At 64.3% G+C, this 22,605-nt stretch carries 24 protein-coding genes; 13 read left to right on the plus strand and 11 right to left on the minus strand.

What is annotated here, in order from left to right:
- Positions 1-4: 4 nt before the first annotated feature.
- The 3 genes from FJ527_RS23070 to FJ527_RS23080 form a co-directional block, all read right to left on the minus strand.
- Positions 5-223: a hypothetical protein gene (locus FJ527_RS23070; RefSeq protein ID WP_224526894.1), complete on the minus strand. Its 219-nt coding sequence runs from the start codon at positions 221-223 to the stop codon at positions 5-7.
- Between the two features lie 14 nt (positions 224-237).
- On the minus strand, positions 238-1,356 hold the full coding sequence (gene ada / locus FJ527_RS23075) for a bifunctional DNA-binding transcriptional regulator/O6-methylguanine-DNA methyltransferase Ada (protein ID WP_140824155.1): 1,119 nt from the start codon (positions 1,354-1,356) through the stop codon (positions 238-240).
- A gap of 134 nt (positions 1,357-1,490) precedes the next feature.
- The gene (locus FJ527_RS23080) at positions 1,491-2,183 is read right to left on the minus strand and encodes a helix-turn-helix domain-containing protein (protein WP_140824096.1); all 693 of its coding nucleotides are present in this window, start codon (positions 2,181-2,183) and stop codon (positions 1,491-1,493) included.
- A 176-nt stretch (positions 2,184-2,359) separates the two neighbouring features.
- On the opposite strand from FJ527_RS23080, the gene FJ527_RS23085 reads away from it, so the two are divergent.
- Positions 2,360-2,686: a DUF1330 domain-containing protein gene (locus FJ527_RS23085; RefSeq protein ID WP_140824097.1), complete on the plus strand. Its 327-nt coding sequence runs from the start codon at positions 2,360-2,362 to the stop codon at positions 2,684-2,686.
- Positions 2,687-2,813: 127 nt separating this feature from the next.
- Positions 2,814-3,344, plus strand: coding sequence for a hypothetical protein (locus tag FJ527_RS23090; RefSeq protein ID WP_181166454.1), 531 nt, complete (start codon positions 2,814-2,816; stop codon positions 3,342-3,344).
- 61 nt (positions 3,345-3,405) lie between these two features.
- Here the strand turns inward: FJ527_RS23090 and FJ527_RS23095 are convergent, their stop codons facing one another.
- Positions 3,406-3,855, minus strand: coding sequence for an ester cyclase (locus FJ527_RS23095; RefSeq protein WP_140618033.1), 450 nt, complete (start codon positions 3,853-3,855; stop codon positions 3,406-3,408).
- A 229-nt stretch (positions 3,856-4,084) separates the two neighbouring features.
- Here FJ527_RS23095 and FJ527_RS23100 point away from each other — a divergent pair, with 229 nt between their 5' ends.
- Positions 4,085-6,190 (plus strand): EAL domain-containing protein, encoded by a 2,106-nt coding sequence (locus FJ527_RS23100; RefSeq protein WP_140824098.1) that lies wholly within the window; start codon positions 4,085-4,087, stop codon positions 6,188-6,190.
- A gap of 96 nt (positions 6,191-6,286) precedes the next feature.
- Here the strand turns inward: FJ527_RS23100 and FJ527_RS23105 are convergent, their stop codons facing one another.
- On the minus strand, positions 6,287-6,481 hold the full coding sequence (locus FJ527_RS23105) for a hypothetical protein (RefSeq protein ID WP_023774040.1): 195 nt from the start codon (positions 6,479-6,481) through the stop codon (positions 6,287-6,289).
- A gap of 201 nt (positions 6,482-6,682) precedes the next feature.
- Between FJ527_RS23105 and FJ527_RS23110 the strand changes: the two genes are divergently transcribed.
- The 3 genes from FJ527_RS23110 to FJ527_RS23120 all read left to right on the plus strand — a co-directional run bounded on the left by FJ527_RS23110 (position 6,683) and on the right by FJ527_RS23120 (position 9,451).
- The gene (locus FJ527_RS23110; protein ID WP_015317001.1) at positions 6,683-7,408 is read left to right on the plus strand and encodes a 3-keto-5-aminohexanoate cleavage protein; all 726 of its coding nucleotides are present in this window, start codon (positions 6,683-6,685) and stop codon (positions 7,406-7,408) included.
- A gap of 126 nt (positions 7,409-7,534) precedes the next feature.
- A complete protein-coding gene (locus FJ527_RS23115) occupies positions 7,535-8,098 on the plus strand; it encodes a cytochrome b (protein WP_140824099.1) in 564 nt (187 codons plus the stop codon).
- A gap of 204 nt (positions 8,099-8,302) precedes the next feature.
- Positions 8,303-9,451 carry a Fic family protein gene (locus FJ527_RS23120; protein ID WP_140824100.1) on the plus strand — a complete coding sequence of 383 codons (1,149 nt, stop codon included), beginning with the start codon at positions 8,303-8,305 and terminating at the stop codon, positions 9,449-9,451.
- Between the two features lie 66 nt (positions 9,452-9,517).
- Here the strand turns inward: FJ527_RS23120 and FJ527_RS23125 are convergent, their stop codons facing one another.
- The 3 genes from FJ527_RS23125 to FJ527_RS23135 all read right to left on the minus strand — a co-directional run bounded on the left by FJ527_RS23125 (position 9,518) and on the right by FJ527_RS23135 (position 13,670).
- The gene (locus tag FJ527_RS23125; RefSeq protein WP_140824101.1) at positions 9,518-10,621 is read right to left on the minus strand and encodes a serine hydrolase domain-containing protein; all 1,104 of its coding nucleotides are present in this window, start codon (positions 10,619-10,621) and stop codon (positions 9,518-9,520) included.
- A gap of 242 nt (positions 10,622-10,863) precedes the next feature.
- A complete protein-coding gene (locus FJ527_RS23130) occupies positions 10,864-12,492 on the minus strand; it encodes an ABC transporter substrate-binding protein (protein ID WP_140824102.1) in 1,629 nt (542 codons plus the stop codon).
- 44 nt (positions 12,493-12,536) lie between these two features.
- Entirely contained in the window at positions 12,537-13,670 is a 1,134-nt protein-coding gene (locus FJ527_RS23135) for an FAD-binding oxidoreductase (RefSeq protein WP_140824103.1), read from the minus strand.
- Positions 13,671-13,803: 133 nt separating this feature from the next.
- Here FJ527_RS23135 and FJ527_RS23140 point away from each other — a divergent pair, with 133 nt between their 5' ends.
- Together FJ527_RS23140 and FJ527_RS23145 are read left to right on the plus strand one after the other, a co-directional pair.
- Positions 13,804-14,421 carry an XRE family transcriptional regulator gene (locus FJ527_RS23140; protein WP_140824104.1) on the plus strand — a complete coding sequence of 206 codons (618 nt, stop codon included), beginning with the start codon at positions 13,804-13,806 and terminating at the stop codon, positions 14,419-14,421.
- Between the two features lie 122 nt (positions 14,422-14,543).
- Positions 14,544-15,248 carry an SDR family oxidoreductase gene (locus tag FJ527_RS23145; protein ID WP_140824105.1) on the plus strand — a complete coding sequence of 235 codons (705 nt, stop codon included), beginning with the start codon at positions 14,544-14,546 and terminating at the stop codon, positions 15,246-15,248.
- Positions 15,249-15,426: 178 nt separating this feature from the next.
- Here the strand turns inward: FJ527_RS23145 and FJ527_RS23150 are convergent, their stop codons facing one another.
- Positions 15,427-16,695, minus strand: a complete 1,269-nt coding sequence (locus FJ527_RS23150) for a cytochrome-c peroxidase (RefSeq protein WP_140824106.1) — start codon at positions 16,693-16,695, stop codon at positions 15,427-15,429.
- A 195-nt stretch (positions 16,696-16,890) separates the two neighbouring features.
- On the opposite strand from FJ527_RS23150, the gene FJ527_RS23155 reads away from it, so the two are divergent.
- Positions 16,891-18,426 carry an acid phosphatase gene (locus FJ527_RS23155; RefSeq protein WP_140716249.1) on the plus strand — a complete coding sequence of 512 codons (1,536 nt, stop codon included), beginning with the start codon at positions 16,891-16,893 and terminating at the stop codon, positions 18,424-18,426.
- 47 nt (positions 18,427-18,473) lie between these two features.
- On the opposite strand, the gene FJ527_RS23160 is transcribed toward FJ527_RS23155, so the two are convergent.
- Positions 18,474-19,070, minus strand: coding sequence for a DUF922 domain-containing protein (locus FJ527_RS23160; protein WP_224622495.1), 597 nt, complete (start codon positions 19,068-19,070; stop codon positions 18,474-18,476).
- 106 nt (positions 19,071-19,176) lie between these two features.
- Here FJ527_RS23160 and FJ527_RS23165 point away from each other — a divergent pair, with 106 nt between their 5' ends.
- The 3 genes from FJ527_RS23165 to FJ527_RS23175 all read left to right on the plus strand — a co-directional run bounded on the left by FJ527_RS23165 (position 19,177) and on the right by FJ527_RS23175 (position 21,573).
- Positions 19,177-19,671: a hypothetical protein gene (locus FJ527_RS23165; protein WP_224719810.1), complete on the plus strand. Its 495-nt coding sequence runs from the start codon at positions 19,177-19,179 to the stop codon at positions 19,669-19,671.
- Positions 19,672-19,768: 97 nt separating this feature from the next.
- The gene (locus FJ527_RS23170; RefSeq protein ID WP_140824107.1) at positions 19,769-20,227 is read left to right on the plus strand and encodes a GNAT family N-acetyltransferase; all 459 of its coding nucleotides are present in this window, start codon (positions 19,769-19,771) and stop codon (positions 20,225-20,227) included.
- Between the two features lie 176 nt (positions 20,228-20,403).
- Positions 20,404-21,573 (plus strand): PLP-dependent aminotransferase family protein, encoded by a 1,170-nt coding sequence (locus tag FJ527_RS23175; protein ID WP_181166458.1) that lies wholly within the window; start codon positions 20,404-20,406, stop codon positions 21,571-21,573.
- Positions 21,574-21,665: 92 nt separating this feature from the next.
- Here FJ527_RS23175 and FJ527_RS23180 read toward each other — a convergent pair whose 3' ends face one another.
- The gene (locus FJ527_RS23180) at positions 21,666-21,920 is read right to left on the minus strand and encodes a hypothetical protein (RefSeq protein ID WP_246677781.1); all 255 of its coding nucleotides are present in this window, start codon (positions 21,918-21,920) and stop codon (positions 21,666-21,668) included.
- Between the two features lie 156 nt (positions 21,921-22,076).
- On the opposite strand from FJ527_RS23180, the gene FJ527_RS23185 reads away from it, so the two are divergent.
- Positions 22,077-22,505, plus strand: coding sequence for a VOC family protein (locus FJ527_RS23185; protein ID WP_140824110.1), 429 nt, complete (start codon positions 22,077-22,079; stop codon positions 22,503-22,505).
- Positions 22,506-22,605: the final 100 nt, after the last annotated feature.

The following is a 22,605-nucleotide window of genomic DNA, read 5'->3' on the forward strand; positions in this document are numbered from 1 at the left end:
CGCCTCAAGCGACACGGGTGACGCCGACCTCGTCCAGCAAAAAAACTTCGCCTGATATCAGCCGCAGCTCGAACTCGCCGGTCGTCGTGCGGCTCCACTCGGCCTTGCCATCCTCGACAAGCGTGCCGATGACGGCCAACACCAGCGCCTTCGCGTCCTCCAGGCTGACGGCAGCGCCGTTGGCGACCTGACCGTTCGCACCGGTGGTGGAAGAACTGGCCATCGCGCGCATTGCCGTCAGGCCCGCGAGGACCGCGAGGCATTGTCCGCAGCATCGCCGGCCTCGCGGTCGAGCAGCGCGCGTTTGCGCTCGGCGCCCCAGGCATAGCCCGACAGGACGCCATCCTTCCTGATCACACGGTGGCAAGGGATGGCGACCGCGAGGGCGTTGGCGGCGCAGGCGGCGGCGACGGCGCGGGTTGCGTTCGGCGCGCCGATGCGGCCGGCGATCTCGGCATAGGAAACCGTGCGGCCAGCCGGGATATCCCGCAAGGCCTGCCAGACGCGCTGCTGGAACGCGGTGCCGCGCACGTCGAGCGGCAGGTCGAGACCGAGCGCCGGCGCCTCGACGAGGCCAACGACGCGGGCCACCAGCGCCTCGTAGTCGCTGTCGCCACCGACCAGCCGCGCCTTGGGGAAACGGTCCTGCAGGTCGCGCACCAGCGCGTCGGGGTCCTGGCCGAGCAGGATCGAGGCGACGCCTTTCCGGCTCGATGCGACCAGGATGGTGCCGAGCGAGGTTTCGCCGACGGCGAAGCGGATCTCTTCGTTGGCGCCGCCGGCGCGATAGCGCGTCGGCGTCATGCCGAGCATGCCGGTCGATTTCTCGTAGAAGCGCCCGCTCGAATTGAAGCCCGCATCGTAGATCGCCGATGTCACGCTGACGCCGTTTTCCAAGCCCTGGCGGACCCGGGCGGCACGCCGGGCCGCTGCATAATCCTTCGGCGTCAGCCCGGTGACCGCCTTGAAAATGCGGTGGAAATAGCCGGGGCTGCGGCCGGCGGCATCGGCCAGTTCGATCAGCGACGGTTCAACCTCGCTCTGCCCGATCCTGCGGCAGGCATCGGCGATCATGGCGGCGTTGGCGACCTCGAGCGAAGGGCCGTCCGGATTGCACCGCCGGCATGGGCGAAAGCCTGTCGCCTTCGCCGCCTGTAAAGTGTCGTGCAACTGGACATTGGCTGGATTGGCGCGCCGCGACGGACAGGACGGCCGGCAATAGACGCCGGTCGTCGCCACCGAATACCAGAATGCGCCGTCGGCCGACTTGTCACGGGCGACAATGCGCCCCCAGCGTGGATCGTCGGCCACCGGCAGCGGCGCGGGTTGCGGATGTTTGGCCAGGGTGATGAACATGGCCGGCATTGAAGCCGCCAAAAGCCGGCCTCGCCACCCGTTTCCTGACAACTGTCAGGAGGCGCACGCGTGATTGGAACCGGGATGTTGCATGTGAGCGCAGCCGAGAATGGCTGCACAGGCAGGACCGGCTCCTACGCCGCGCGTTTGGGCTCCACCGCGAACGGGCTGAGCCCGAGCCAGGCCTGCATCTTCCTGCCGATGGCCTGGTCGCCGGTCAGGACGACCTTCGCGCCGGCTTTTTCGACAGTGAGCACTCCCATCCAGATCTCCGTCATCGTGTGCAGGTCGGTCGAGACATAGAGGTCGACGTCGAAGCCCGGATCGTACCAGCACAGATCGACTTCGCCGTGCTTTTCGACGATCAGCCACCAGGAGCGTTTGGAGGCGGGGAGTTCCTGATACAGAAATTGTATCACCGTTCGTCCTTCCGGCAGCGGCGAGGGGTTCAAATTGCGCCGCATGTCCCACATCAGCAGCGACGGATCGAGGTTCTTGAGGGACAGGCGGGACTCGACCCATTTCTGCCCCCAGAAGCCCATCGCCTCGACGACCGGGCGCAAATCGCGGCCGGCTTCCGTCAGCCGATAGTCGAAAATTCCTTTTTCTCCCGGGACCTCCTTGCGCTCGACGATCCCCGCCAGCTCGAGCTCCTTAAGCCGTTGCGACAGAAGGGTCGGCGACATTTTGGGCACGCCGCGGCGCAAGTCGTTGAAACGGGTCGAACCGGCCACAAGCTCACGCATCAGCACCATCGTCCAGCGGGTGCACAGCACCTCGGCGGCCATCGATAGCGGGCAGAACTGTTTGTATCCGTGCTGGGTCATGACCGTGCCTCTCCCTAGAACCTGCGGGCAACATTAGTCCTTCGTGATCGAAGCGGCGAGTACAGAAACTGTACCGGCCCAGTACAGATCGCGGACTGGTCGGCTCGGGTCCCGCCATGCGAGCCCTCTGGACGGTTGCACGGGATATCCCTGTGCGCCGCAACCAGGAGACGACAATGACTGCTTACGTTATCGCCGACATCAAGATGAAGGACCCGAAATGGGTGCCGGCCTATGCCGCCTCGGTGCACGACCTCGTCCACAAGCATGGCGGGAAATATCTGTCGCGCAGCGGCAATGTGACGACGCTCGAAGGCAAGCCGCTCGACACCACGCTGATCGCCCTGATGGCGTTCCCGTCGGAAGCAGCGGCGCGCGCCTTCACCACCGATCCGGCCTACGCGCCCTTCGTTTCGGCCCGCCAGGGCGGCAGCGACAGCCGTTTCCAGCTGATCGACGACACCGATCTGGCCGGAACGATCCCGTATCTGCCGAAGGGATGATCTCTCCCGGCATTCCTTGCACCGTATCCGGGATCACCAAGCAACAACAGCCACGGCGCTTGCCTGCCGGGCCTCCGTATTTTCGGCGGCCGGCCCGCTGTGCTTTTTCAAGAAGAATGGAACAAACATGATACGCGATTTTCGCAACGGGCTTTTCGTGGCAGGGGCCATTCTGGCCGCCTGCACCACCTTTGCCCAGGCGCATCAGGAGGCGGCTGAAACCGCGTCCGGTGCCAATCCGCTGGCCGAAAAGGTGCGGGCCGCCAACAGCCGGTTTCTCGATGTCAACGCCGCGACGGCGGAAGGCTATGCGCCCATTCCCTGCGCCAGCGGCATCACCGGCGGCGCCATGGGCATCCACTATGTCAATGGCGGGTACCTGAAGGACGACAAGATCGACATCGCCCGTCCCGAAGCGGTGATGTACGAGCCGATGACCGACGGCACCCTGAAGCTGGTGGCGGTCGAATACATCACCTCGAAGGGGCCGGCGTCGCTCGAGGGACAGCTGTTCAACTTCAACAGCGCGCCCAACCGCTATGGCCTGGGTGAGTTCTACGAACTGCATGTCTGGGCCTGGAAAGGCAACCCGACCGGCACGTTCGCCGACATGAACCCGAAAGTGTCGTGCGAACACGCGATGGCGCCGAGCCAGTAAGCGGCATAGCCAGGCGGCGGCAATGCCGCCTGGCTCCCACCTCGGTTCTGCGTGAGATTTCTCAGGCGGGCTTGATGAGGCCGAGCTGGGTAAGGGCGGTGACGCCGTCGTCGAGACCGATTTCCTCGACGATCCTGCCGTCGATCACCTTGAGCACCGTGGTGCCGGTGAAGCGCATCGTGCGGCCGGTGGCGGCGGGCAGCGAACCGATGAGAAAATCGCCGAAGGCCGGGCCGGTATGCGTGCCGCCGCCCTCCCATTGGCCGACGACATAGTCGCCCTCGGCGATGAGATCGGCGGTGGCCCAGAAGTTGAGATCCGGGAAGGCTGCGCGAAAATCGGTCATGAAGGCCTTGATGTCGTCGCGCCCGCGGCGCGGCTCGTGCAGCGAGTATTTGAGCAGCATATCGGGGGCCGCGACGGCGTCGACGACGGAGAGGTCGCAGGTTTCACCCCAGAAGTCGGTGAACCATCTGATGACGACGGCCTTGTTGTCTTCCTGCTTGGTCATTGGGAGGTCCTTTTCCTGTCTTGCTTCGTGATCACCGGACTGGCTGGTGAACACGCCCATTCCTATGACCAATCGAGCCGGGCCAAACTCCGGTTCTTGCCGGCCAATCGAAAGGCTGATGCCAAGACTGTCAGTGGGAGCGTGGACATCCCCCCTTCCGCGGCCCGGTAACGGTTTCTTTTCTGGTTTTGCCGCAGATTGCCGCGGGTGGAGCGGGCAAAACGGACGAATGGCGGGTCAGGATAAGAAAAGTCGCAGCGGAGCGTTCTGGGCCAAGGCCTTGGAGCGCGCCCATCTTGGCGTCTGGGACTGGGATCTCAGCACGGGGGACTGCTTCTATTCGGCGACCTGGGCCCGGATGCTGGGTTACGAGGACGGCGAACTCGCCAATACCAGTGACCTGTGGCTGCAGCTTACCCATCCCGACGACCGGGAACGGGCGCAGGCCAGCGGCGACCGCCACATTGCCGGGCTGACCGACGCCATCGAGACCGAACTCAGGCTCAAGCACAAGCAGGGCCACTGGGTTTGGGTGCTCGACCGAGGCGGCATCGTCGAGAGCGACGCCGACGGGAAGCCGCTCAGGCTGATGGGCGTGCAGACCGACATCTCCAAGCAGAAGGCGGCCGAAGCCGCGCTCGAACAGGTCAATATCCGCTTTCGCCTGGCGCTCGCCGCCAGCGGCACCGGCATCTGGCACTACGACATCGCTACCAACAAGAGCTATTGGGATGCGCGCACAAGAGAGATATTCGGCCTCGTCGCAGTGACCGACGAGGTGACGGCCGATCTCTGGCACAGCTACCTGCATCCCGACGATAAGGACGCCGCCGAACGCGCCCACAGGGTGCCATTGGGAACCGACGGCGTCATCGCCGCGCAGTACCGCATTATCAAGCGCGACGGCCAGATCCGGCATGTCGAATCGCTGCTGCGCTTCATCGCCGCCGCCGGTGCCACCGGCCAGGTGCTGGGGACCGTGCGCGACATCACCGAGGACAAGCTGCGCGAACAGGAGCTTGCCTTCGCCGCCCGCCACGACGCGCTGACCGGCCTTTGGAACCGCGCCGCCTTCGACCGTCTGCTCGCCCACCATATCGCCACGGCCGTGCCGCTGGCGGTGTTCTATGTCGACCTCGACTACTTCAAGGCCCTCAACGATTTCGCCGGCCATGCCGCGGGCGATCTGGCGCTGAAGAGCGTCGCGGCGGGTATCGGCCGCTGCCTGCCGCCATCGGCGCATGCGGCGCGGCTCGGCGGCGACGAGTTCGCCCTGATGGTGCCCGATTGCGACGCCGTGCAAGCCGAAGGTCTGGCCGGCGCCATCCTGGCGGCCGTGCGCGACGCCGATCTCGGCCTCGCCGCGACGTCGCGCCGGTTGGCGGCCAGCATCGGCATCACCGTCGTCCGCGACCGTGCCACCACGGTTGCCGACGCGCTGGCCTGCGCCGACGATGCCTGCTACGCGGCCAAGGCCGCCGGGCGCGATCGCTTCGCGCTGTTTTCGACCGATGCCGTCTCCGGTTCGGTCGGCCTCAATGCGGCGCGGCTCGCCGCCGACACGGTCGACGCCATGGATGACGGCAGGCTGAAATTGTTCGGCCAGCAGATTCACCGGCTGGGCAGGCCCTGGGAAGAGAGCCGCCATGTCGAGGTACTGGCGCGGCTTGCCGGACAGGGCGGCCGGCTGATCCCGCCCGGCGAGTTCATTCCGGCGGCGGAGCGCTTCGGCGTTGCCGCGCGGCTCGACCGCTGGATCATCCGCACCGCCCTGTCTCGGCACGGCGCGGCGATGAAATCCGGCGCGATCACGCTCGGCTTCAACCTGTCGGCGCAGACGCTGAGCGACCCAGGACTGTGGGACTTTGTCGACCGGGTCATCGAGGAGACCGGGACGCCGCATTCCGGCATCGGCTTCGAGATCACCGAAACCGCCGCCGTCACCAATTTCGACGCCGCCGAGGCGTTCGTGCGCAAGGCGCGCGAGCGGCGCTGCCGGGTCAGCCTCGACGATTTCGGCGCCGGCATGAGTTCGTTCGAATATCTCAGGCGCTTTCCGGTCGACGCCATCAAGATCGACGGCTCCTTCATCGAGCACGTCACCGAAAGCCGCTTCGACCGCGAGATCGTGCTGGCCATCACCAGCATTGCCCGCAGCCTCGGCTGCGCCGTGGTGGGCGAGAAGATCGAGCGGCAGGACACGGTAGCCATGCTGGCCGATATGGGCGTCGAGTTCGGTCAGGGTTTTCTGCTGCACCGGCCCGAACCGCTGGAGCGGGTCGTGGCGCAATCGGCGCGAATGGCCGGTGCCGCGTCGAGACGCAGGGCGTCCTGAGAGATCAAATGCATGTCGCTCCAAAAGCGGCCCGGAGCGACATGCGTGAAGACGAAGATTTGATCCGCGCGGGCTGAACAACGCCACGCGTGCTGTTCAGCCGAGTCGGCGTGCCGACGCTCGCGGAAATTCCAGCACCCCGGGTTCCGGCTTCCTGTGTTGTGCTTCCGCTACCATCTCGATCAACAGGTCGAGGGCCTCGCATGTGGCGCGGCTCGTCTCGTCATTGCCGCGCAGATAGTGGTAGGCGCGTTCGAGATGGAGACGGGCGGCTGAAAAATCGCTGGTCAATGGTTCCCTCCATGATCCCGCCCTGATGGATATTGGCCTGCCTGGCGCAAGGTGGGGTAAATATCCACAGGCGCCTTTTATTCAAATGCCGGCGAACGTCGTGCTGCTGGCGGCGCCATCGTGTCAGGAGTGACGGCCCTGCCGGCTTTGCGCGGTTTGGCGGCTTGTCTAGACTGCGCTCTTTTGCCCGAGGTGAAATCGATGATCGTCCAAGCCTGCATCAACGGCGCGCGTTCGCGCGATTTCCATCCCAGGCTGCCGCTGACGGCAAAGGCAATGGCCGGCGATGCGGCTTCCTGCGTCGCCGCCGGTGCCGCCGAACTGCACATCCATCCGCGCGGCGCCGACGGGCGCGAAAGCCTGGCGGCGGCGGATGCGACGGTCCTTGCCGTGCGCCAGGCCTGTCCGGGCACATTGATCGGCGTGTCGACCGGCGCCTGGATCGAGAACGATGTGGCGCGCACCCGCGCGGCGATCGCCGCCTGGCGGGAACTGCCCGACTATGCCTCGGTCAATCTTTCAGAAACCGACGCGCCCGCCGTGATGGAGTTGTTGCGCAAGCAGGGCGTCGGCATCGAGGCGGGGCTGGCCACGACGGAAGATGCCGAGCGCTTCGTGACGCTCGCCGATCACGGCCGCGTACTGCGCATCCTGATCGAGATCGACATACCGGACCTGCCTGCAGCCCTCGACGAGGCGCACGGCATCGCCGCCATTCTCGAACGCGCAGGCGTGCGGCGGCAGATCCTGCTGCACGGCGTCGACGGCACGGTCTGGCCGTTCGTGGACCTTGCGCGGCAAAAGCGCTGGTCGACACGGGTCGGGCTGGAGGACGGCAAGACACTCGCCGATGGAACGGTGGCGAGGGACAATGCCGAGATCGTGGCCGCGGCCGCCGCGAATTTCCACTCCACGAGTATGAGCTGAACCTTGTCGGGCCGCGCGCCGGCGAACTCGGCGATGCCATTCGCTCGGGCAAGGCGATTGAGGAACAGCTGAAATAAGGCCACATTCGCGGGCGAGGAGAGATGTCCAACGTTTCGGAGCTCTCGCATGTCATTGTCCGGCACGACAACCCGCTATGGGCGCCTCGCCCAGGCATTTCATTGGCTGACGGCATTGCTGGTGCTCATTGCCTTCCTGGTCTCGGCGGGCGGTCCGCCGGAGCGGGTCTATTCAGCGGCCAGGGCGTCGACGCTGCTGCTGCACGAGTCGCTCGGCTTCACCGTTTTCTGCTTGCTGGTCGTTCGCCTGATCTGGCGCCGGTTCGATCGCATTCCCGATGCCCCGGCCATGCCGGCCTGGATGGAGATCGCCTCGAAGGCAACGCATTGGGCGCTTTATGCGCTGCTGTTCGCGGTTCCGGCGACAGCCATGGTCGGCGCCTTGTTCGGCGGCCACCCGGTCACTGTCTATGGGTTGGGAGCGATCAATCCGTTTTCGGGCAGCTGGGGCGCGCCGCTGGCGGAGATCCACGGCACGCTCGGCGATATCATCATGTGGCTGGCCGGCCTGCACGCGGCCGCTGCCATCTTCCACCATTTCTTCCTTCGCGACCGGGTGCTGAGCCAGATGCTGCCGGGCCTGCCCGATCCATCGTCGCGGCAGGGCGGCTGAACGCGGTCAGTCGAGAATGATGCGGATCGCCCGATCGACGACCGGGTGCAGGCCGCTGGCCCGTCGAAGCCGCAATACGGAAGTTTCTGAAATAGCCGAACCCTTATTTCAGAAACCTGGTGAGAAATTGAAATAGCTTTTGGAAGTTGGTCGAATCTGACATAACGATTTTCTTATTGTAGAAATCGTGGACGTTTCTGAAATATGGATTTGTCGTCTTACAAGGCGGGGCAGTACGAAAAGCGGTTGGAACATCGCAGCTTCGTGCCGACCTCGATCAATCATCCCTGGATCGTCTCCGACCCGAACATCATAGAGGTGCTTGGCCGCGCCGATCGAGCATTGGGTGAATTGAATGCATTCGCACAGCTCGTTCCCGACATCGATTTTTTCATCAGCATGTACGTTGCGAAGGAAGCAACCCAGTCCAGCCGGATCGAAGGCACCCACACCAATATCGAGGACGCTTTCAAGCAGATCGAAGATTTGTCTCCTGAGGCACGCGACGACTGGGAGGAGGTGCAGAACTATATCCAAGCGATCAATAGCGCCATTACCAGCCTGGAGCGCCTGCCTTTCTCCAACAGGCTACTGAAGGAAACTCACGCCATCCTCATGCAGGGGGTGCGCGGCGACACCAAGCAACCCGGCGAATTTCGAACCAGTCAGAACTGGATTGGCGTGAGTCTAAGAAACGCGGTCTTCGTCCCCCCGCATCACGAGCATGTTCCCGAGCTCATGAGCGATATGGAAAAATTCATCCATGCCGACAGCCTGCGCGTACCGCCACTCATCCGCATTGCGATCGCCCACTATCAATTCGAAACCATCCATCCGTTCCTGGATGGCAACGGGCGGCTGGGCCGCCTGATGATTTCGCTTTACCTCGCCTCGCAGGGGCTTCTTGTCAAACCCGCGCTCTATCTGTCCGACTATTTCGAGCGCAACAAGACAGCGTATATCGATCACCTCATGGCCATACGCGAGGGCAACCATATGCGCGACTGGCTGATTTTCTTTCTCCACGGAGTTGAAGAGACAGCGCGTGCGTCTGCTGACGTGTTCCGCAAAATTCTGGTGCTTAAAGAGCGGATAGAACGGGAAACGCTGCCGCGCTTCAGCCATCGCCGTCAAGGAAACGCGCAACAACTTGTAAGACATCTCTACAGGCAACCATTGGTCGACGTGAAGGGAGTCACCATTCTGTTGGACACGACGACAAACACGGCTACGTCATTGATTGCCGATCTCATAAGCCACGGCGTTCTAATCGAAGTCACCGGCCAAAAACGCAATCGGTTTTTCGTGTTCGAACGATACCTCCAGCTCTTCGAGAGGCGCAGAGATGGCTGACGTCCGCGCATAGATCGCGTGAGGCCCTCTTACGGCAGCAGTTCGATTTCCTACACCTCCCTAAGATCACAGCCGCAAGATTGTCGCGATCGCTTGATCCACCACCGGATGCATGCCGCTCGCCTGGAAGGAGAGGCGATTGCCGGAGCCGACATTGCTGGTCATGGCGATGGTGAGGTCCGTCTCGGGATCGTGCAGCATGACGGCGACATAGCCCGGAATGCTGCCCTGGTGCCCGTAGAAGGCGCGGTCCGCATAGGTGCTCTGGAACATGCCCGCGCCCGTCTCGCGCATGCGGGTGCCGGGGAAACTCGCCGGCACGCGGTGTTCGGACATCTCGGCGAAGAACGGCGGCGACAACAGTCCGCCGGAGAACAGGCCGCGCATGAAGCCCACCATGTCTGACGGCGTCGACACCATGTCGCCGCAGCCATAGGCGGCGCCGAAGGGGAAGGAGTCGGAGGAATCCTGCAGTTCATTGGAGTAGGGCAGCACGCCGTCCATTTGCCACATCTCGCCGCCCGAGGCGATGTCGGTGGGTGCGTTCGGCGCCGGCGGCGGCCGGTGGTAATAGCCGCGCACCATCGATTTATCGGGGAAGGCCTCGGTTGCCGGCGACCAGGTGTTGTTCAGGCCGAGTGGCTCAAGGACCGCGCTTCTGACATAGGCGCCCAGCTTCTGGCCGGTGACGGCCTCGATCACCATGCCGGCCAGGACATAGCCGGTGTTGTTGTAGACGGCCGGTCCGCCCGGTGGCTTCTGTTTGTCGGAGGCGAAGGCGATGTCGACCAGCTGTTGCGGCGTCCATTGCCGGCTCGGGTCCATCGGAATGTAATATTCGAATTCCGGCAGGCCGCTGCGATGGTTGACCAGCTGGCGTACCGAAATGGTTTTGGCGCCAGGCAGGTCCGGGAACCAGGAGGCGATCGGCGCGCCGAGGTCGAGCTTGCCGGTCTTGGCGAGCTTGACCAGGGCCGCGGCGACGAAGGTCTTGGTACAACTGCCGATCTTGAACAGATGGTTCGGCGCGACGGGCGTGCCCTGCGCGCGATCGGCGAGGCCTGATGTGAGGGCGGTAGGCGCTGCTCCGTCGAGGGCATATGCCAGGGAGGCACCCACCGCGCCATCGGCGATGTAGGTGGCGAGGAGGGCGGTCAGGTCTTTTGGCATGGTGGTCTCGTTTTTTTGGATTGCGGGATCTTCGCAAAATCGGCTGGCGTTGTGCCTTTGGAGAAGCCCCCTCATCCGGCCCTTCGGGCCACCTTCTCCCCGACGGGGAGAAGAGGGAGCCATGCTTTATCAGCTTCCTCTATTGTCAGCGGTTGACAGTGGAGACCGTCGCCCGAAGACCTCTTCTCCCCGTCGGGGAGAAGGTGGCCGCGTAGCGGCCGGATGAGGGGGCGGCGCCCGCCTCACTCCGCAATATCGACGGCGGTGAAATTCTGCCGGCCGAAGGGGTCGAGCACGTAGTTCAGCACGCTCTTGCGGATCGGGATCGCCACCATCGAATGGGCGATCGGCGCCACCGGCACCTCGGCCTTCAGGATGGCCTGCGCCTTTCCATAGATCGCGGCGCGTTCCTTCGGGTCGGCGGCAACACGGCCCTCGTCGAGCAGCTTCTCGAAATCCTTGTCGCACCAGCGCGAGCGGTTGGAGCCGCCCTTCACGCCGTCGCAGGAGAGCAGATAGCTCAGCATGTTGTCGGGATCGCCATTGTCGCTGCTGCCGCCGAGCAGGAAGGCGTCCTGTTCGCCCGCCGCGGTGCGCTTGAGGTATTCGCCCCATTCGAAGCTGACGATCTCCGTGTGCACGCCGATCATCGCCCAGTCGGCCTGGATCATCTCGGCCATGCGCTTGGCGTTGGGGTTGTAGGGGCGCGACACCGGCATCGCCCACAGGCTGATCTTGAGGCCGCTTTCGTGGCCCGCTTCCTTGAGCAGTTTCTTGGCGCCATCGGGATCGTAGTCGATGCCGGCATCGGTGACGGCGCCGAGCTGCGCCGGCGGCACGACGCTGCCGGCCACCGTGCCGGCGCCGGCGTAGACGGCATCGACGATCGCCTTGCGGTCGACGGCCTTGGCCAGTGCCGTGCGCACGCGCACGTCGCCCAGCGGCTGGTGCTCGACATTGAAGCCGAGGATGCCGATGTTCTGGCCCTTGAGATCGAGAACCGTGATGTCGGGATCGCTGCGCAGGTCGGCGACAGCACTTGGCGGCGGCGGCGCGGCGACCTGGCATTCATTGGCCTTGATGCGCTCGACGCGGGTGGTCGGCTCGGGCGTGACGGCGAAGACCAGCGTGTCGATCTTCGGCGCGCCGCGCCAGTAATCCTTGTTTGCGGCATAACGGACCTGGCTGTCGGGCACATAGGCCTCAAGCACGAACGGTCCGGTGCCGACCGGCATGCTGTCGATCAGCTCCGGCGTGCCGGCCGCGACCATCTTTTCGGTCTGCTCCAGCGACAGGATTGAGAGATAGTCGAGTGCCAGCCCGGCCAGGAATGTGACGTTGGGAGCCGTCAGCGTGAAGCGCACGGTGTAGTCGTCGACCTTGTCTATTCTGTCGATCAGCGTGCCCATGCCCAGCGCGTTGAAGTACTCGTAAGAGCCGCCGCCAAGCTTGTGATAGGGATTGTTGGCGTCGCGCTGGCGGTTGAAGGTGTAGAGCACGTCGTCCGCGTCGAAGTCGCGCGTGGGCGAAAAATGCTCGTTCGACTGAAACTTCACGCGGTGCCTGAGATGGAAAGTGTAGGTCTTGCCATCAGGCGAAACCTCCCAGCTTTCTGCCAGCGCCGGGCCGACCTCGGTGGTGCCCGGCTTGAACTCGACCAGCCGATTGAAGATCGTCTTGGCGGCGGCGTCCATGGTGGAATCGGCGATGCCGATCGCCGGGTTGAAGGTCTCGGGATTGGCTTCCGAGCAATAGACCAGCGTCTTGGCGTAGGCCTGTCCGCCGAGAAGGATGGATGAGGCCAGAACGGACGTGGCCAGGAGGGACGTGGCCAGAACGGACGGGGCAAGCACCGCGCGCAGAGATTTCATCGCAAACGCTCCTGATGACACATTCGGGGTTGAGGGAAGGAACTTCATGGCGTCGCCGCCGGGGAAAGGAGGCGATCGGGCGCCAGCGCCCCAGCGGTGACGCCGAGCGCGGTGACATCGTCGGGCAGCGGCTCGCCGCGCATCAGCGCCGCGCTCAGCCTGGCCAGCGTCAGCGACACCTGAAAACCGTAGCCACCCTGGCCGCCGAGCCAGAAGAAGCCGGGCAGGCGCGGGTCGAAGCCGGCGACCGGCGTGCGGTCGGGAGCGAAGGTACGCAGGCCCGCCCACGGCGTCGACGGGCGGCCGATGCGCATCGACGTCGCCTGTTCGATGCGGTCGACGGCGATGGCGACGTCGATATCCTCGGGATACGCATCGCAAGGCTCGGAGTCCGTCTCGTCGGCGAGCGAACCGATCAATCTGCCGGCATCGGGCTTGAAGTAGAACTGCTCGTGCAGGTCGACCACCAGCGGCCAGCCGGCGATGTCCAACCCGGCGGGCGGATCGAACAGGAAGGCGGTGCGCCGTTTCGGCTGGAAGCCGAGGCCCGGGAGCCCCACCATGCCGGCGACGACATCGACCCAGGCGCCGGCGGCGTTGACGACGATGTCAGCCGAGTAGACGCCGGCGCTTGTCTCAATCCCAAAAGCGCTGCCGTCGCGTGAGATGGAGCGGACCTCCTCGCCGGTGCGGATGGTGCCGCCGCTGGCTTTGAGCTTGGACGCGCAGGTCGCCAGCATCTTGTCCGTGTCGACATCCACCGCGTCCGGCTCATAGACGCCGCCGCAGGTGGCTTGCTGGGCAATGACTGGAACCAGCGCGTGGAGCTCGGCCGCCGAGAGGCGGCGCACTGATGGCACCAGCGCCTGCAAATCACGAGCCAGCTTGTCGATGGCGGCATCGTCACCGGTCCATCCGACATGCAGCGCGCCACGCCGGTGGGCGACGAAACCGCCCTCGACGATCGCCTGCCGGCTGGCTAGCGTCAGCCCGCGCACCAGGCGGTTGCCATAGGTCTCGGTGAACAGAGCGGCGGAGCGTCCGCTGGCGTGGTAGCCGAGATGCGGCTCGCGCTCGATGACGGTGACTTCGGCCGAGGCCGCCACCTCGGCGGCAAGCGAGAGGCCGGCAATGCCGCCGCCGATGACGGCGATTTTCTGGGACGATTTCGACTGCATCCGTCAGTCGTAAAAATAATTTCGTATACAGTCAATATTTAGCGTATAAGAAAATTCTTGGTATTGTTGATGACGGCGGGGAGTTCGACTACCTAGGGGGGCAAGCGGCCCGACCGCCGCCATGGAGCTGACAATGTCGGAGCAACCGAATCTCGGTGATTGTCTGCGGGCTTTGAGAAAGACGCATGGCTGGACCTTGCAGGAGGTCAGCGCGCTCACCGGGGTCGCGGTGTCGACGCTGTCCAAGGTCGAGAACGACCAGATGTCGCTGAGCTACGACAAGCTCTTGCAGATCTGCGAGGGGCTCGGCATCCATGTGACGGAACTGCTCAGCGGCGACCGCAAGCAGCCGGCAGCGCGCACCCGCCGCTCGGTCACCTCGCAGTCCAACACGCTGCGCCAGCTGACCCGAAATTATGACTACCGGTATCTCGCCACCGACCTGGTGCGCAAGCGCATGGTGCCGATCCACGCCTATGCGCGCGCCCGCACGCCGCAAGAATTCGGCCCGCTGACCAGGCATGCCGGCGAGGAATTCCTGATCGTGCTCAAGGGCGAGATCGAACTGCATACCGACCAGTACGCGCCGGTGCGGCTGAAAGCGGGCGAGAGCGTCTACATCGATTCCACCATGGGCCACGCCTATCTGTCGGTGGGTGAGGGCGACGCCGAGATGCTGTGCGTCTGCTCCGGCGACGAGCCCGACATGGAAGGCACGCTGCTGAGCGAGCTGGAGACGGTTGAAGGATAGGGCGCATCTCACCGCGCAAGTTTTCTGCAGCTCGATTCAGGCTTTCTCGTTCGAACTGCGCGGCCAAACCGGCTATAGGACCGCTGAAACCGTAGCTCCCGCCAATCTGAAAAGGAAATCCGATGAGTGTAGAAAAGACAGCCGTGATCGTGGCCGGCGGCAGCGGCATGGGGGCGGCGGCGGCCAAGCGGCTGGCGGCGGATGGTTTCAAGGTCGCCATCCTGTCCTCGTCCGGCAAGGGCGAGGCGCTGGCCAAGGAGCTTGGCGGGCTCGGCGTCACCGGCTCCAACCAGTCGAACGACGATCTGCAGCGGCTCGCCGACCTGACCCTGGAGCGCTATGGCCGCATCGACGTGCTGGTCAACAGCGGCGGCCATGGGCCGCGCGCGCCGATCCTGGAGATCACGGACGAGCAGTGGCACACCGGCATGGACGTCTACCTGATGAACGTCATCCGGCCGGTGCGCATCGTGGCGCCGCAGATGGTCAAGCAGAAGGGCGGGGCCATCATCAACATCTCGACGGCCTGGGTGGCGGAACCGAACGCGATGTTCCCGACCTCGGCCGTGTTCCGCGCCGGCCTTGCCGCCTACACCAAGATTTTCGCCAACACCTTCGCGGCCGACAATGTGCGCATGAACAATGTGCTGCCCGGCTGGATCGACAGCCTGCCCGCCACCGAAGAGCGCCGCGACAACGTGCCGATGCAGCGCTACGGCACATCAGAGGAGATCGCCGCGACGATCGCATTTTTGGCGTCGGACGGGGCAGGGTATATTACCGGGCAGAATATCCGCGTGGATGGGGGTGTGATCCGGGCGCTGTGAGGGGCGGCTGGCGGCGGTCCAATACCTCTCAGATTAGTCGAAGACCTCCCTCCCTTCGTCATCCTAGGGTCTGCGCCGCGTCGCTTCGCTCCTTGCTCCGCCCTAGGATGACGAAGGGAGGGAGGGCTTCGGCTAATCCCCACGTCAACTAGCGACCCTTACGACGTGGCTTCCCAGTTCACTGCGACCGCTTCGCCGCCTGATCCGCATCCGTCAGCGTCTGCAGAAACGCCACGATATCGTCGATCTCGGCATCGTTGAGCGCCGGCTTGTCGCCGGGTTTCTTGCCGTCGAAGGGCGGGTCTTGATTCAGGTTCGGCCAGTAAGCCTTTGGCAAATCGTCATATTTGTCGACCGTGCCGTAAGCGTTTTTCGGGTACCAGCGGCCGGGGTCGGTGTCGCGGCTGGCGTAGAAGGCCACCGCTTCGCGCAGCGTGTGGAAATATCCGTTGTGGAAGAAGCTCTTGCGCAGCGCCACGTTGCGCAGGCTCGGTGTCTTGAACAGGCCGCAATAGTCGGTGCGGCCACGGAAATCGGTGCGCAGGGGACCGCACAGGCCGAGATCGACATAGGTCGGGTCGGCGTTGGCCGGGATGGCCGGATTGCGCGGCACGGCGATGGCGATGAGGCCGAAATCGGTGAATTGCGGCGGCTCACCGTCATTGGCCGGTTCGCTGAGGTGGCAGGAGGCGCAATTGCCTTTCGCCTCGTCCTCGAACAGGGCGCGGCCATGCAGTTCCCGCGCCGATAGCGTCGCCTTGCCGGCGAGGAAGGCGTCGTAGCGGCTGGAATAGGGGTAGAAGTCGACCGCGCTCTGCTCGAACGTGCCAAGCGCCTCGGCGGCGGCGTCGAAGGCATCGTCCGGGCGGTCGAAGACATCGTTGCCGAAGGTTGCCTTGAAGTCATCGGCATAGGCTGACTTGCGCAAGGCGGCGGTGACCGCCACGGCATCCTTGTTTGCCATCTCGAACGGCGAGAGCAGGGGGATTTTCGCCTGGTCCACACCGTGATCGGCGCGGCCGTCCCAGGTCAGACCGCCGGTCGGGCCATTGTCGACGCTCTCGTCGCCCTCGTCCTCGGAATCGTGGAAATGCTCGGTGAAGGCGGGCGCGGCCTGGATGTAGCGCAGCGACGGCACCGCGCGCACGCCGGACTGGTCGAGGTTCGGGCCGCCCATTTCGACCGGTGTGGCCGAGGCCGGACCGAAGGCATGGCGTGGATCGTGGCAGGAGGAACAGGCCTGTTTTCCCGACGCCGAGAGCGCCGGGTCGAAGAACATCTTTCGCCCCAAGGCAGTCAGCGCCTCGGCGCGTGCGAAGGCTTGCCCACGCGACAGCGGACCGGGATGGACGCCGTCCGGCCCCGCCGTATTCGGGGGTGCGGCAAAGCCAAAGGTCGAGATCGCGGCACTCGCGATCACCAGGCTTTTCCATCGTCTCATCATCATGGGGCACGGTCCGCTTTGGCCCGGAAATAAGAACGCAGTGCAACGGATTGATGACCGCTCCCAGTGCTCACGAAACCGTGTTCGCCGCGGCGGCGGATGTCACAAAGGTGACAAGGCATCCACGTTAGCTGCCCATGGTTCCCGCGCCATAGCCGCATAAGCCCCATAGCCACAGTCAAGCCACGAGGTCTTTCCATGACGAGGCCCAAGTTCCTCACTTCCTTCTGTCTGGCCGGTTCGGCCTTGTTTCCCCTTGCGGCCGCCAATGCCGCACCTCCCGGCTTCGACAAGATCGACACCGTCGTCGTCATTTATGCAGAGAACCGCAGCTTCGATAATCTTTATGGTGGCTTCCCCGGCGCCAATGGACTGGCCAATGTCTCGGCCGACCAGGCGCGCCAGCTCGACCGCGACGGCAAGCCGCTGACCGAACTGCCGCCGGCCTGGGGCGGGCTGACCGGAAAGGGCGTCACGCCCGTGGTGACGGAGGCGCAGACCGCGCATCTTGCCAACGCGGCCTTCGCCATCGACGATCCCAAGGGCTTCAACGAAGGCACCAATGTCATCACCCACGATTTGTGGCACCGTTTCTACCAGGAGCAGATGCAGATCGACGGCGGCAAGAACGATAAATTCGTCGCCTGGGCCGATTCCGGCGGGCTGGTCATGGGCCATTATGACGGCTCGAGCCTGCCGATGTGGCAGGTGGCGAAGAAATATGTGCTGGCCGACAATTTCTTCCAGGGCGCCTTTGGCGGCTCCTTCCTCAACCATTTCCAGCTCGCCTGCGCCTGCGCGCCGTTCTATCCGCATGCCGACACCAGTCCGATCAAGGGCCAGATCGCGGTGGTCGAGGCCGACGGCACGACCTTGAAGGTGGCCGACAATTCGCCGCCGTCGGCGCTGGGCGGTGTGCCGAAATTCGTCAATGACGGCGCCATCACGCCCGATTTTTACGCCGTCAACACCATGCAGCCGCCTTACGAGCCGAGCGCCAACAAGCCTGCCGAGGGCGGTGACAAGGCGCTGGCCGATCCGGCCGCGCCCACCACGCTGCCGCCGCAGCACGACATCACCATCGGCGATCTCCTGTCGCTGAAGGGGGTCGACTGGGCCTGGTACGCCGGCGCCTGGCAGGCGACCCTCGACGGCAAGAACGCCACGCCGGTGCCGAACTTCCAGTTCCACCACCAGCCGTTCAACTATTTCGCCGCCTACGCGCCCGGCACCGCCGCGCGCACCGAGCATCTCAGGGATGGCGGCCTGGATGGCGCCGAGTTCATCAAGGCGATCGACGACGGCAAGCTGCCGCAGGTCGCCTTCTACAAGCCGCAGGGCAATCTCAACGAGCACTCAGGCTATGCCGACGTGACATCGGGCGACCGGCATCTGGCCGACCTCGTCGCGCATCTGGAGAAGAGCCCGCAATGGAGCCACATGCTGGTCGTCATCACCTATGACGAGAATGGCGGCTTCTGGGATCACGTCGCGCCGCCCAAGGCCGACCGCTGGGGCCCGGGCAACCGCATCCCGGCCTTCATCGTCTCGCCCTATGCCAGGATGGGCACGGTCGACCACACGCAATACGATACGACGTCGATCCTGCGCTTCATCACCGCGCGCTACGATCTGCCGGTGCTGACGGGCATCGTCGCCCGCGACAAGGCGCTGGCCGCCAATGGCGAGCCGCCGATGGGGGATTTGTCAGCCGCGCTTAATCTCAGCCGCTAGGGCGGAGCGAACCGCGAATATGCCACCGCGCCGCGAGGCGCGGTGGCTCAGCCGCCATTGACCAGGGCAAGAATGAGCTTTTGCAGATTGCCGCCCTGGCCGAGTTCGATGCGGTCGAAATCGCGGCTTGCCTGCCGCTGCGCCTGCGAAAGGGCGGACAGGCGTTTGGTCATCTCGACCCGGATCTTGCTGCATTTGGGATCGTCGGGAACGGTGAGGCCGACCGTCGCCGCCTCGATCTTGCGCGCCATGTCGACAATGGTCGCGCCATGCACCTTTTCGTGGGCGCTGACGCCTGCGAGGAAAACCTCCCAGTTCTTCTGGATGGCGGACGGCAGCGGCGAGGAGGGGCTGGGCAAGGTGTAGGTGATGATGAGCTTTGGCTTGGCCGAGACCAGCACGCAGGCTCCGGCACGCGGCTGATAATCCCTGGTCCAGGTCAGCTTGAAATTGGTGTGAGCAATGGCGCGGGTAATGCCGACATTCGGCCCGTTCTCGCCAATCGACCGGTAGAGCTCGAGCCCGGACTGGCCTGAAATGGCGTAGGTCTCGACCTTCTCGACAGGCTTCCACTCGGCATGCGCCGCAAGCGGCAAGGCCACCAGGGCGGCGGTCGGAAGATACAGGCGAACACAGGCTCTCAACACTGCTCTCTCCGAGGCGCGCGGCCCTGCCATTCAGGCAACGCTATTCAACGGCTTTTCCTATATGCTGCCGGCGGGCGCTGCAAATGGCCCGGAGGGGGAAGTCATGAGAAGAAATCTCGTTGCCGCCGGTGCCTTGGCGGCGGTGCTTGGCTCGCAATCGGCCTTCGCGGCATCCTGCGGCGGCTGGAGCGCCAAGATGGAGGAAGACGAGGGTGGCAGCGTGCTGACCGCTTCGGTCTGCGGCGGGCCGAAGGGCGACGCCTATCTGATGCTCAATTGCTACGACAAACCGGTGCTGAGCTACGATCTGGGCGCCAGCGGCCAACAACTGGAACCGGGCATCAGCGGCGCGTTCGACTTCAAGGCCGACGGCAAGACGGTGACCAAGACCCTGCAGCTGGAGGCGATGTACAATTATTTCGTGGTCGATCTGGAGAAGGGGGACCCGCTGCTCGACCTGTTGCGGTCCAAGGGGGACGTGTCGGTCAGCGCTGCCAAATATGGTTCGATCAGTTTTGCGCTGAAGGGTTCCAGTGGGGCAATCGGCAAGGTGCTGGCGCAGTGCGGCAAGGCGAAGCCCGCGGGCGACGGGGATTGAACCTCGAGAGGTTGCGCCGCCCCTCATTGTCCTGCCGCCCATTGATCCATTCCATCAGCGGCTTGCCGCCAGCGCCGGGCGGCCGTATCTCACGTCCATGACCGACATCCAATTCCGCAAGGCGCAAGCCTCCGACCTGCCAGCCATCGTCGCCATGCTCGCCGACGATCCGCTGGGTGCCGCCCGCGAAGACGCCTCGTTGCCGTTGGCGCAGGGTTATATCGATGCCTTCAACGCCATCGATGCCGATCCCAATCAGCTGCTTGCCGTGGCCGTGGATGGCGCGGAGGTAATCGGCACCTTGCAGATCAGCTTCCTTGCCGGTATTTCGCGCAAGGGCGGCTGGCGCGGGCAGATCGAGGCGGTTCGCGTTGTCAGCGGCAGGCGCTCCGACGGCGTCGGCAAGAAGATGTTCGAATGGGCGATCGACGAGTGCCGGGCGCGGGGCTGCGGCCTTGTGCAGCTCACCACCGACAAGGGGCGAGCGGATGCGCACCGCTTCTATGAAGGGCTCGGCTTCAGTGCCAGCCATATTGGTTACAAGAAGAGCCTTTAGCGGAAACCCGTGCCGGTTCGGGCCTGGCGGTGACTGGCGTATAGCGGAAGCCCTTCAGGCACTATTCAAATCGCCTGGCAAAGCGGATATAGGTCAGTCAGGTTGACCTATTGTAAAAACGTCCGGGGAGGCGTGTCGTGACCCTTTTGAATCTTCTGGCCTCGCGCTCATCGCGCATGAAGGCCTCCGAAATCCGCGAGCTGTTGAAGCTGCTCGACCAGCCCGACATCATCTCTTTCGCCGGCGGCATTCCCGATCCGTCGCTGTTTCCGGCAGACGCCATCCGCGATGCCTATGCCGACGTGCTCGGCGGGCCGGAAGCGGGGGCAGCACTCCAATACCAGGTTTCGGAAGGCTATCTGCCGCTGCGGCGCTGGCTCGCCGGGCAAATGGGCAAGCTCGGCGTGGCCTGCGACGAGGCCAACATCTTCATCACCTCCGGCTCGCAGCAGGCGCTGGATTATCTCGGCAAGCTGTTCCTGTCGCCAGGCGATACCGCGCTGGTGACATGGCCGACCTATCTCGGCGCGCTGCAGGCCTTCAACGCCTACGAGCCCCGCTATGACCGGCTGCGGCCCGAGGGCGGCAACATGACGCCCGAAGCCTACCACACTGCCGCCGCCGCCAATGGCGGCAAGGTGAAATTCGCCTATCTGGTGCCCGATTTCGCCAACCCGACCGGCAACACGCTGGACCGAAAGCAGCGCGAAGCGGTGCTCGACCTTGCCGGCGAGCTCGACATCGCCGTCATCGAGGATGCCGCCTACCGGGCGCTGCGCTATGACGGCGAGGGTGTGCCGCCGATCCTGGCGCTCGACTGCATCAGGTCCGGCGGCATCGACAAGGCGCGCACGCTCTATTGCGGCTCGTTCTCGAAAATTCTGTCGCCGGGCATGCGTGTCGGCTGGGTTTGCGCGCCGCGCCACGTGGTGGAAAAACTGGTGCTGATGAAGCAGGCTTCGGACCTGCACAGCCCGTCAGTCAACCAGATGGTGATGCACCGCGTCGCCGAAGCCGTGTTCGACGGCCAGGTGGAAAAACTCATCGGCGCCTACCGCGAGCGCCGCGACGGCCTGCTCGGGGCGCTTGAAGCCAACATGCCGGAGGGGGTGACCTGGAGCCGTCCGGAAGGCGGCATGTTCGTCTGGGTGACGCTGCCGGAGGGCACCGACGCCACGGACCTCCTGGCACGGTCGGTGAAGGAGGCGCGGGTCGCCTTCGTGCCGGGCAACGCCTTTTACGCCGACGGCACCGGGCGCAACACGCTGCGGCTGTCGTTCACGCTGGCCACCCGCAGCGCGGTGAGCGAGGGCATTCCCCGGCTGGCGGCGCTGCTCAAGGGTTAGAGCAAATTCCAGGAAAGTCTGAAATGGTTTTCCCGGGACAAGCGCGCAGCGCTTTCCCCAGGAATTGCGTAATAGCAAAGAGCGGCATGCGCCTAAGCCGGCACGTTCACCAGCTGCTTGAGCTTCGCAAGCCTGGCGCGGGCGAGCTTGCGGATCGGCTTTTGGAAACCCTCTTCGCCGGCTTCGACGACGAAGACCAATGTCTTTAAGTCCAGCAGGAACTCGTCGATGGCCCGCGTCGTCTGTTCGGACCTGTCCTTGAAGCGGAGCAGCAATGCGTTCGCTTCCTCGATGGCATCGGCATTGGCGCCGTCGACCAGCGCTTCAAGCTTCTGAAAACAATCCAACCGAAAATTCTCCCGCCGCCCCACCAAACTTGCCATCGGCCCAAAAGTTCCATTCGGCCTCGAAAAATTGTCGCTGGTTGTCAGCAGAGGCACGCGCCCCGCGTTGACGCCCTGCCAACCGCGCCTAAATTCGAGGCCTTGCGAGGAGGCGCTTTCATGGAAACCCAGGAATTGCATCGCGGCCGGCTCATCGACCACCTCCAGCTCGTGGTCCGGGATCTCCCCGCCAGCCGGCGTTTCTACGAGGCGGTTTTCCAAGTCCTTGGTGTCCCGATCGGCGGCACCGGCGAGGATTATTTCTGGGCCGACGAATTGTTCATTTCCAGCGCCGACAGCCGGGCCGCGCTGGGAAAGCTGACCGGACGTCATCATCTGGCCTTCCAGGCCAGGGATCACGCCATGGTCGATGCCTTCTACAAGGCCGGGCTCGAAGCCGGCGGCACGGACAATGGCGCGCCTGGCGAGCGGTCCTATCATCCCGGCTATTATGCCGCCTTCCTGCTCGACCCGGACGGCAACAACATCGAGGCCGTCCACCACGGCCAGGCCAACCGCAGCGCCGCGTCGGTGAAGATCACGTTCTAGGAGCAATCGATCGACCGCGTCGAGGCGAGGTGATTCCGATGCCGCATTTCCGGGGTATTTCGGAAACTCGGACGCCACACCGGCGAATCCGATCGGATTC

This window comes from Mesorhizobium sp. B2-4-18 (genome assembly GCF_006441385.1).
In the GTDB taxonomy this organism is placed as follows: domain Bacteria; phylum Pseudomonadota; class Alphaproteobacteria; order Rhizobiales; family Rhizobiaceae; genus Mesorhizobium; species Mesorhizobium australicum.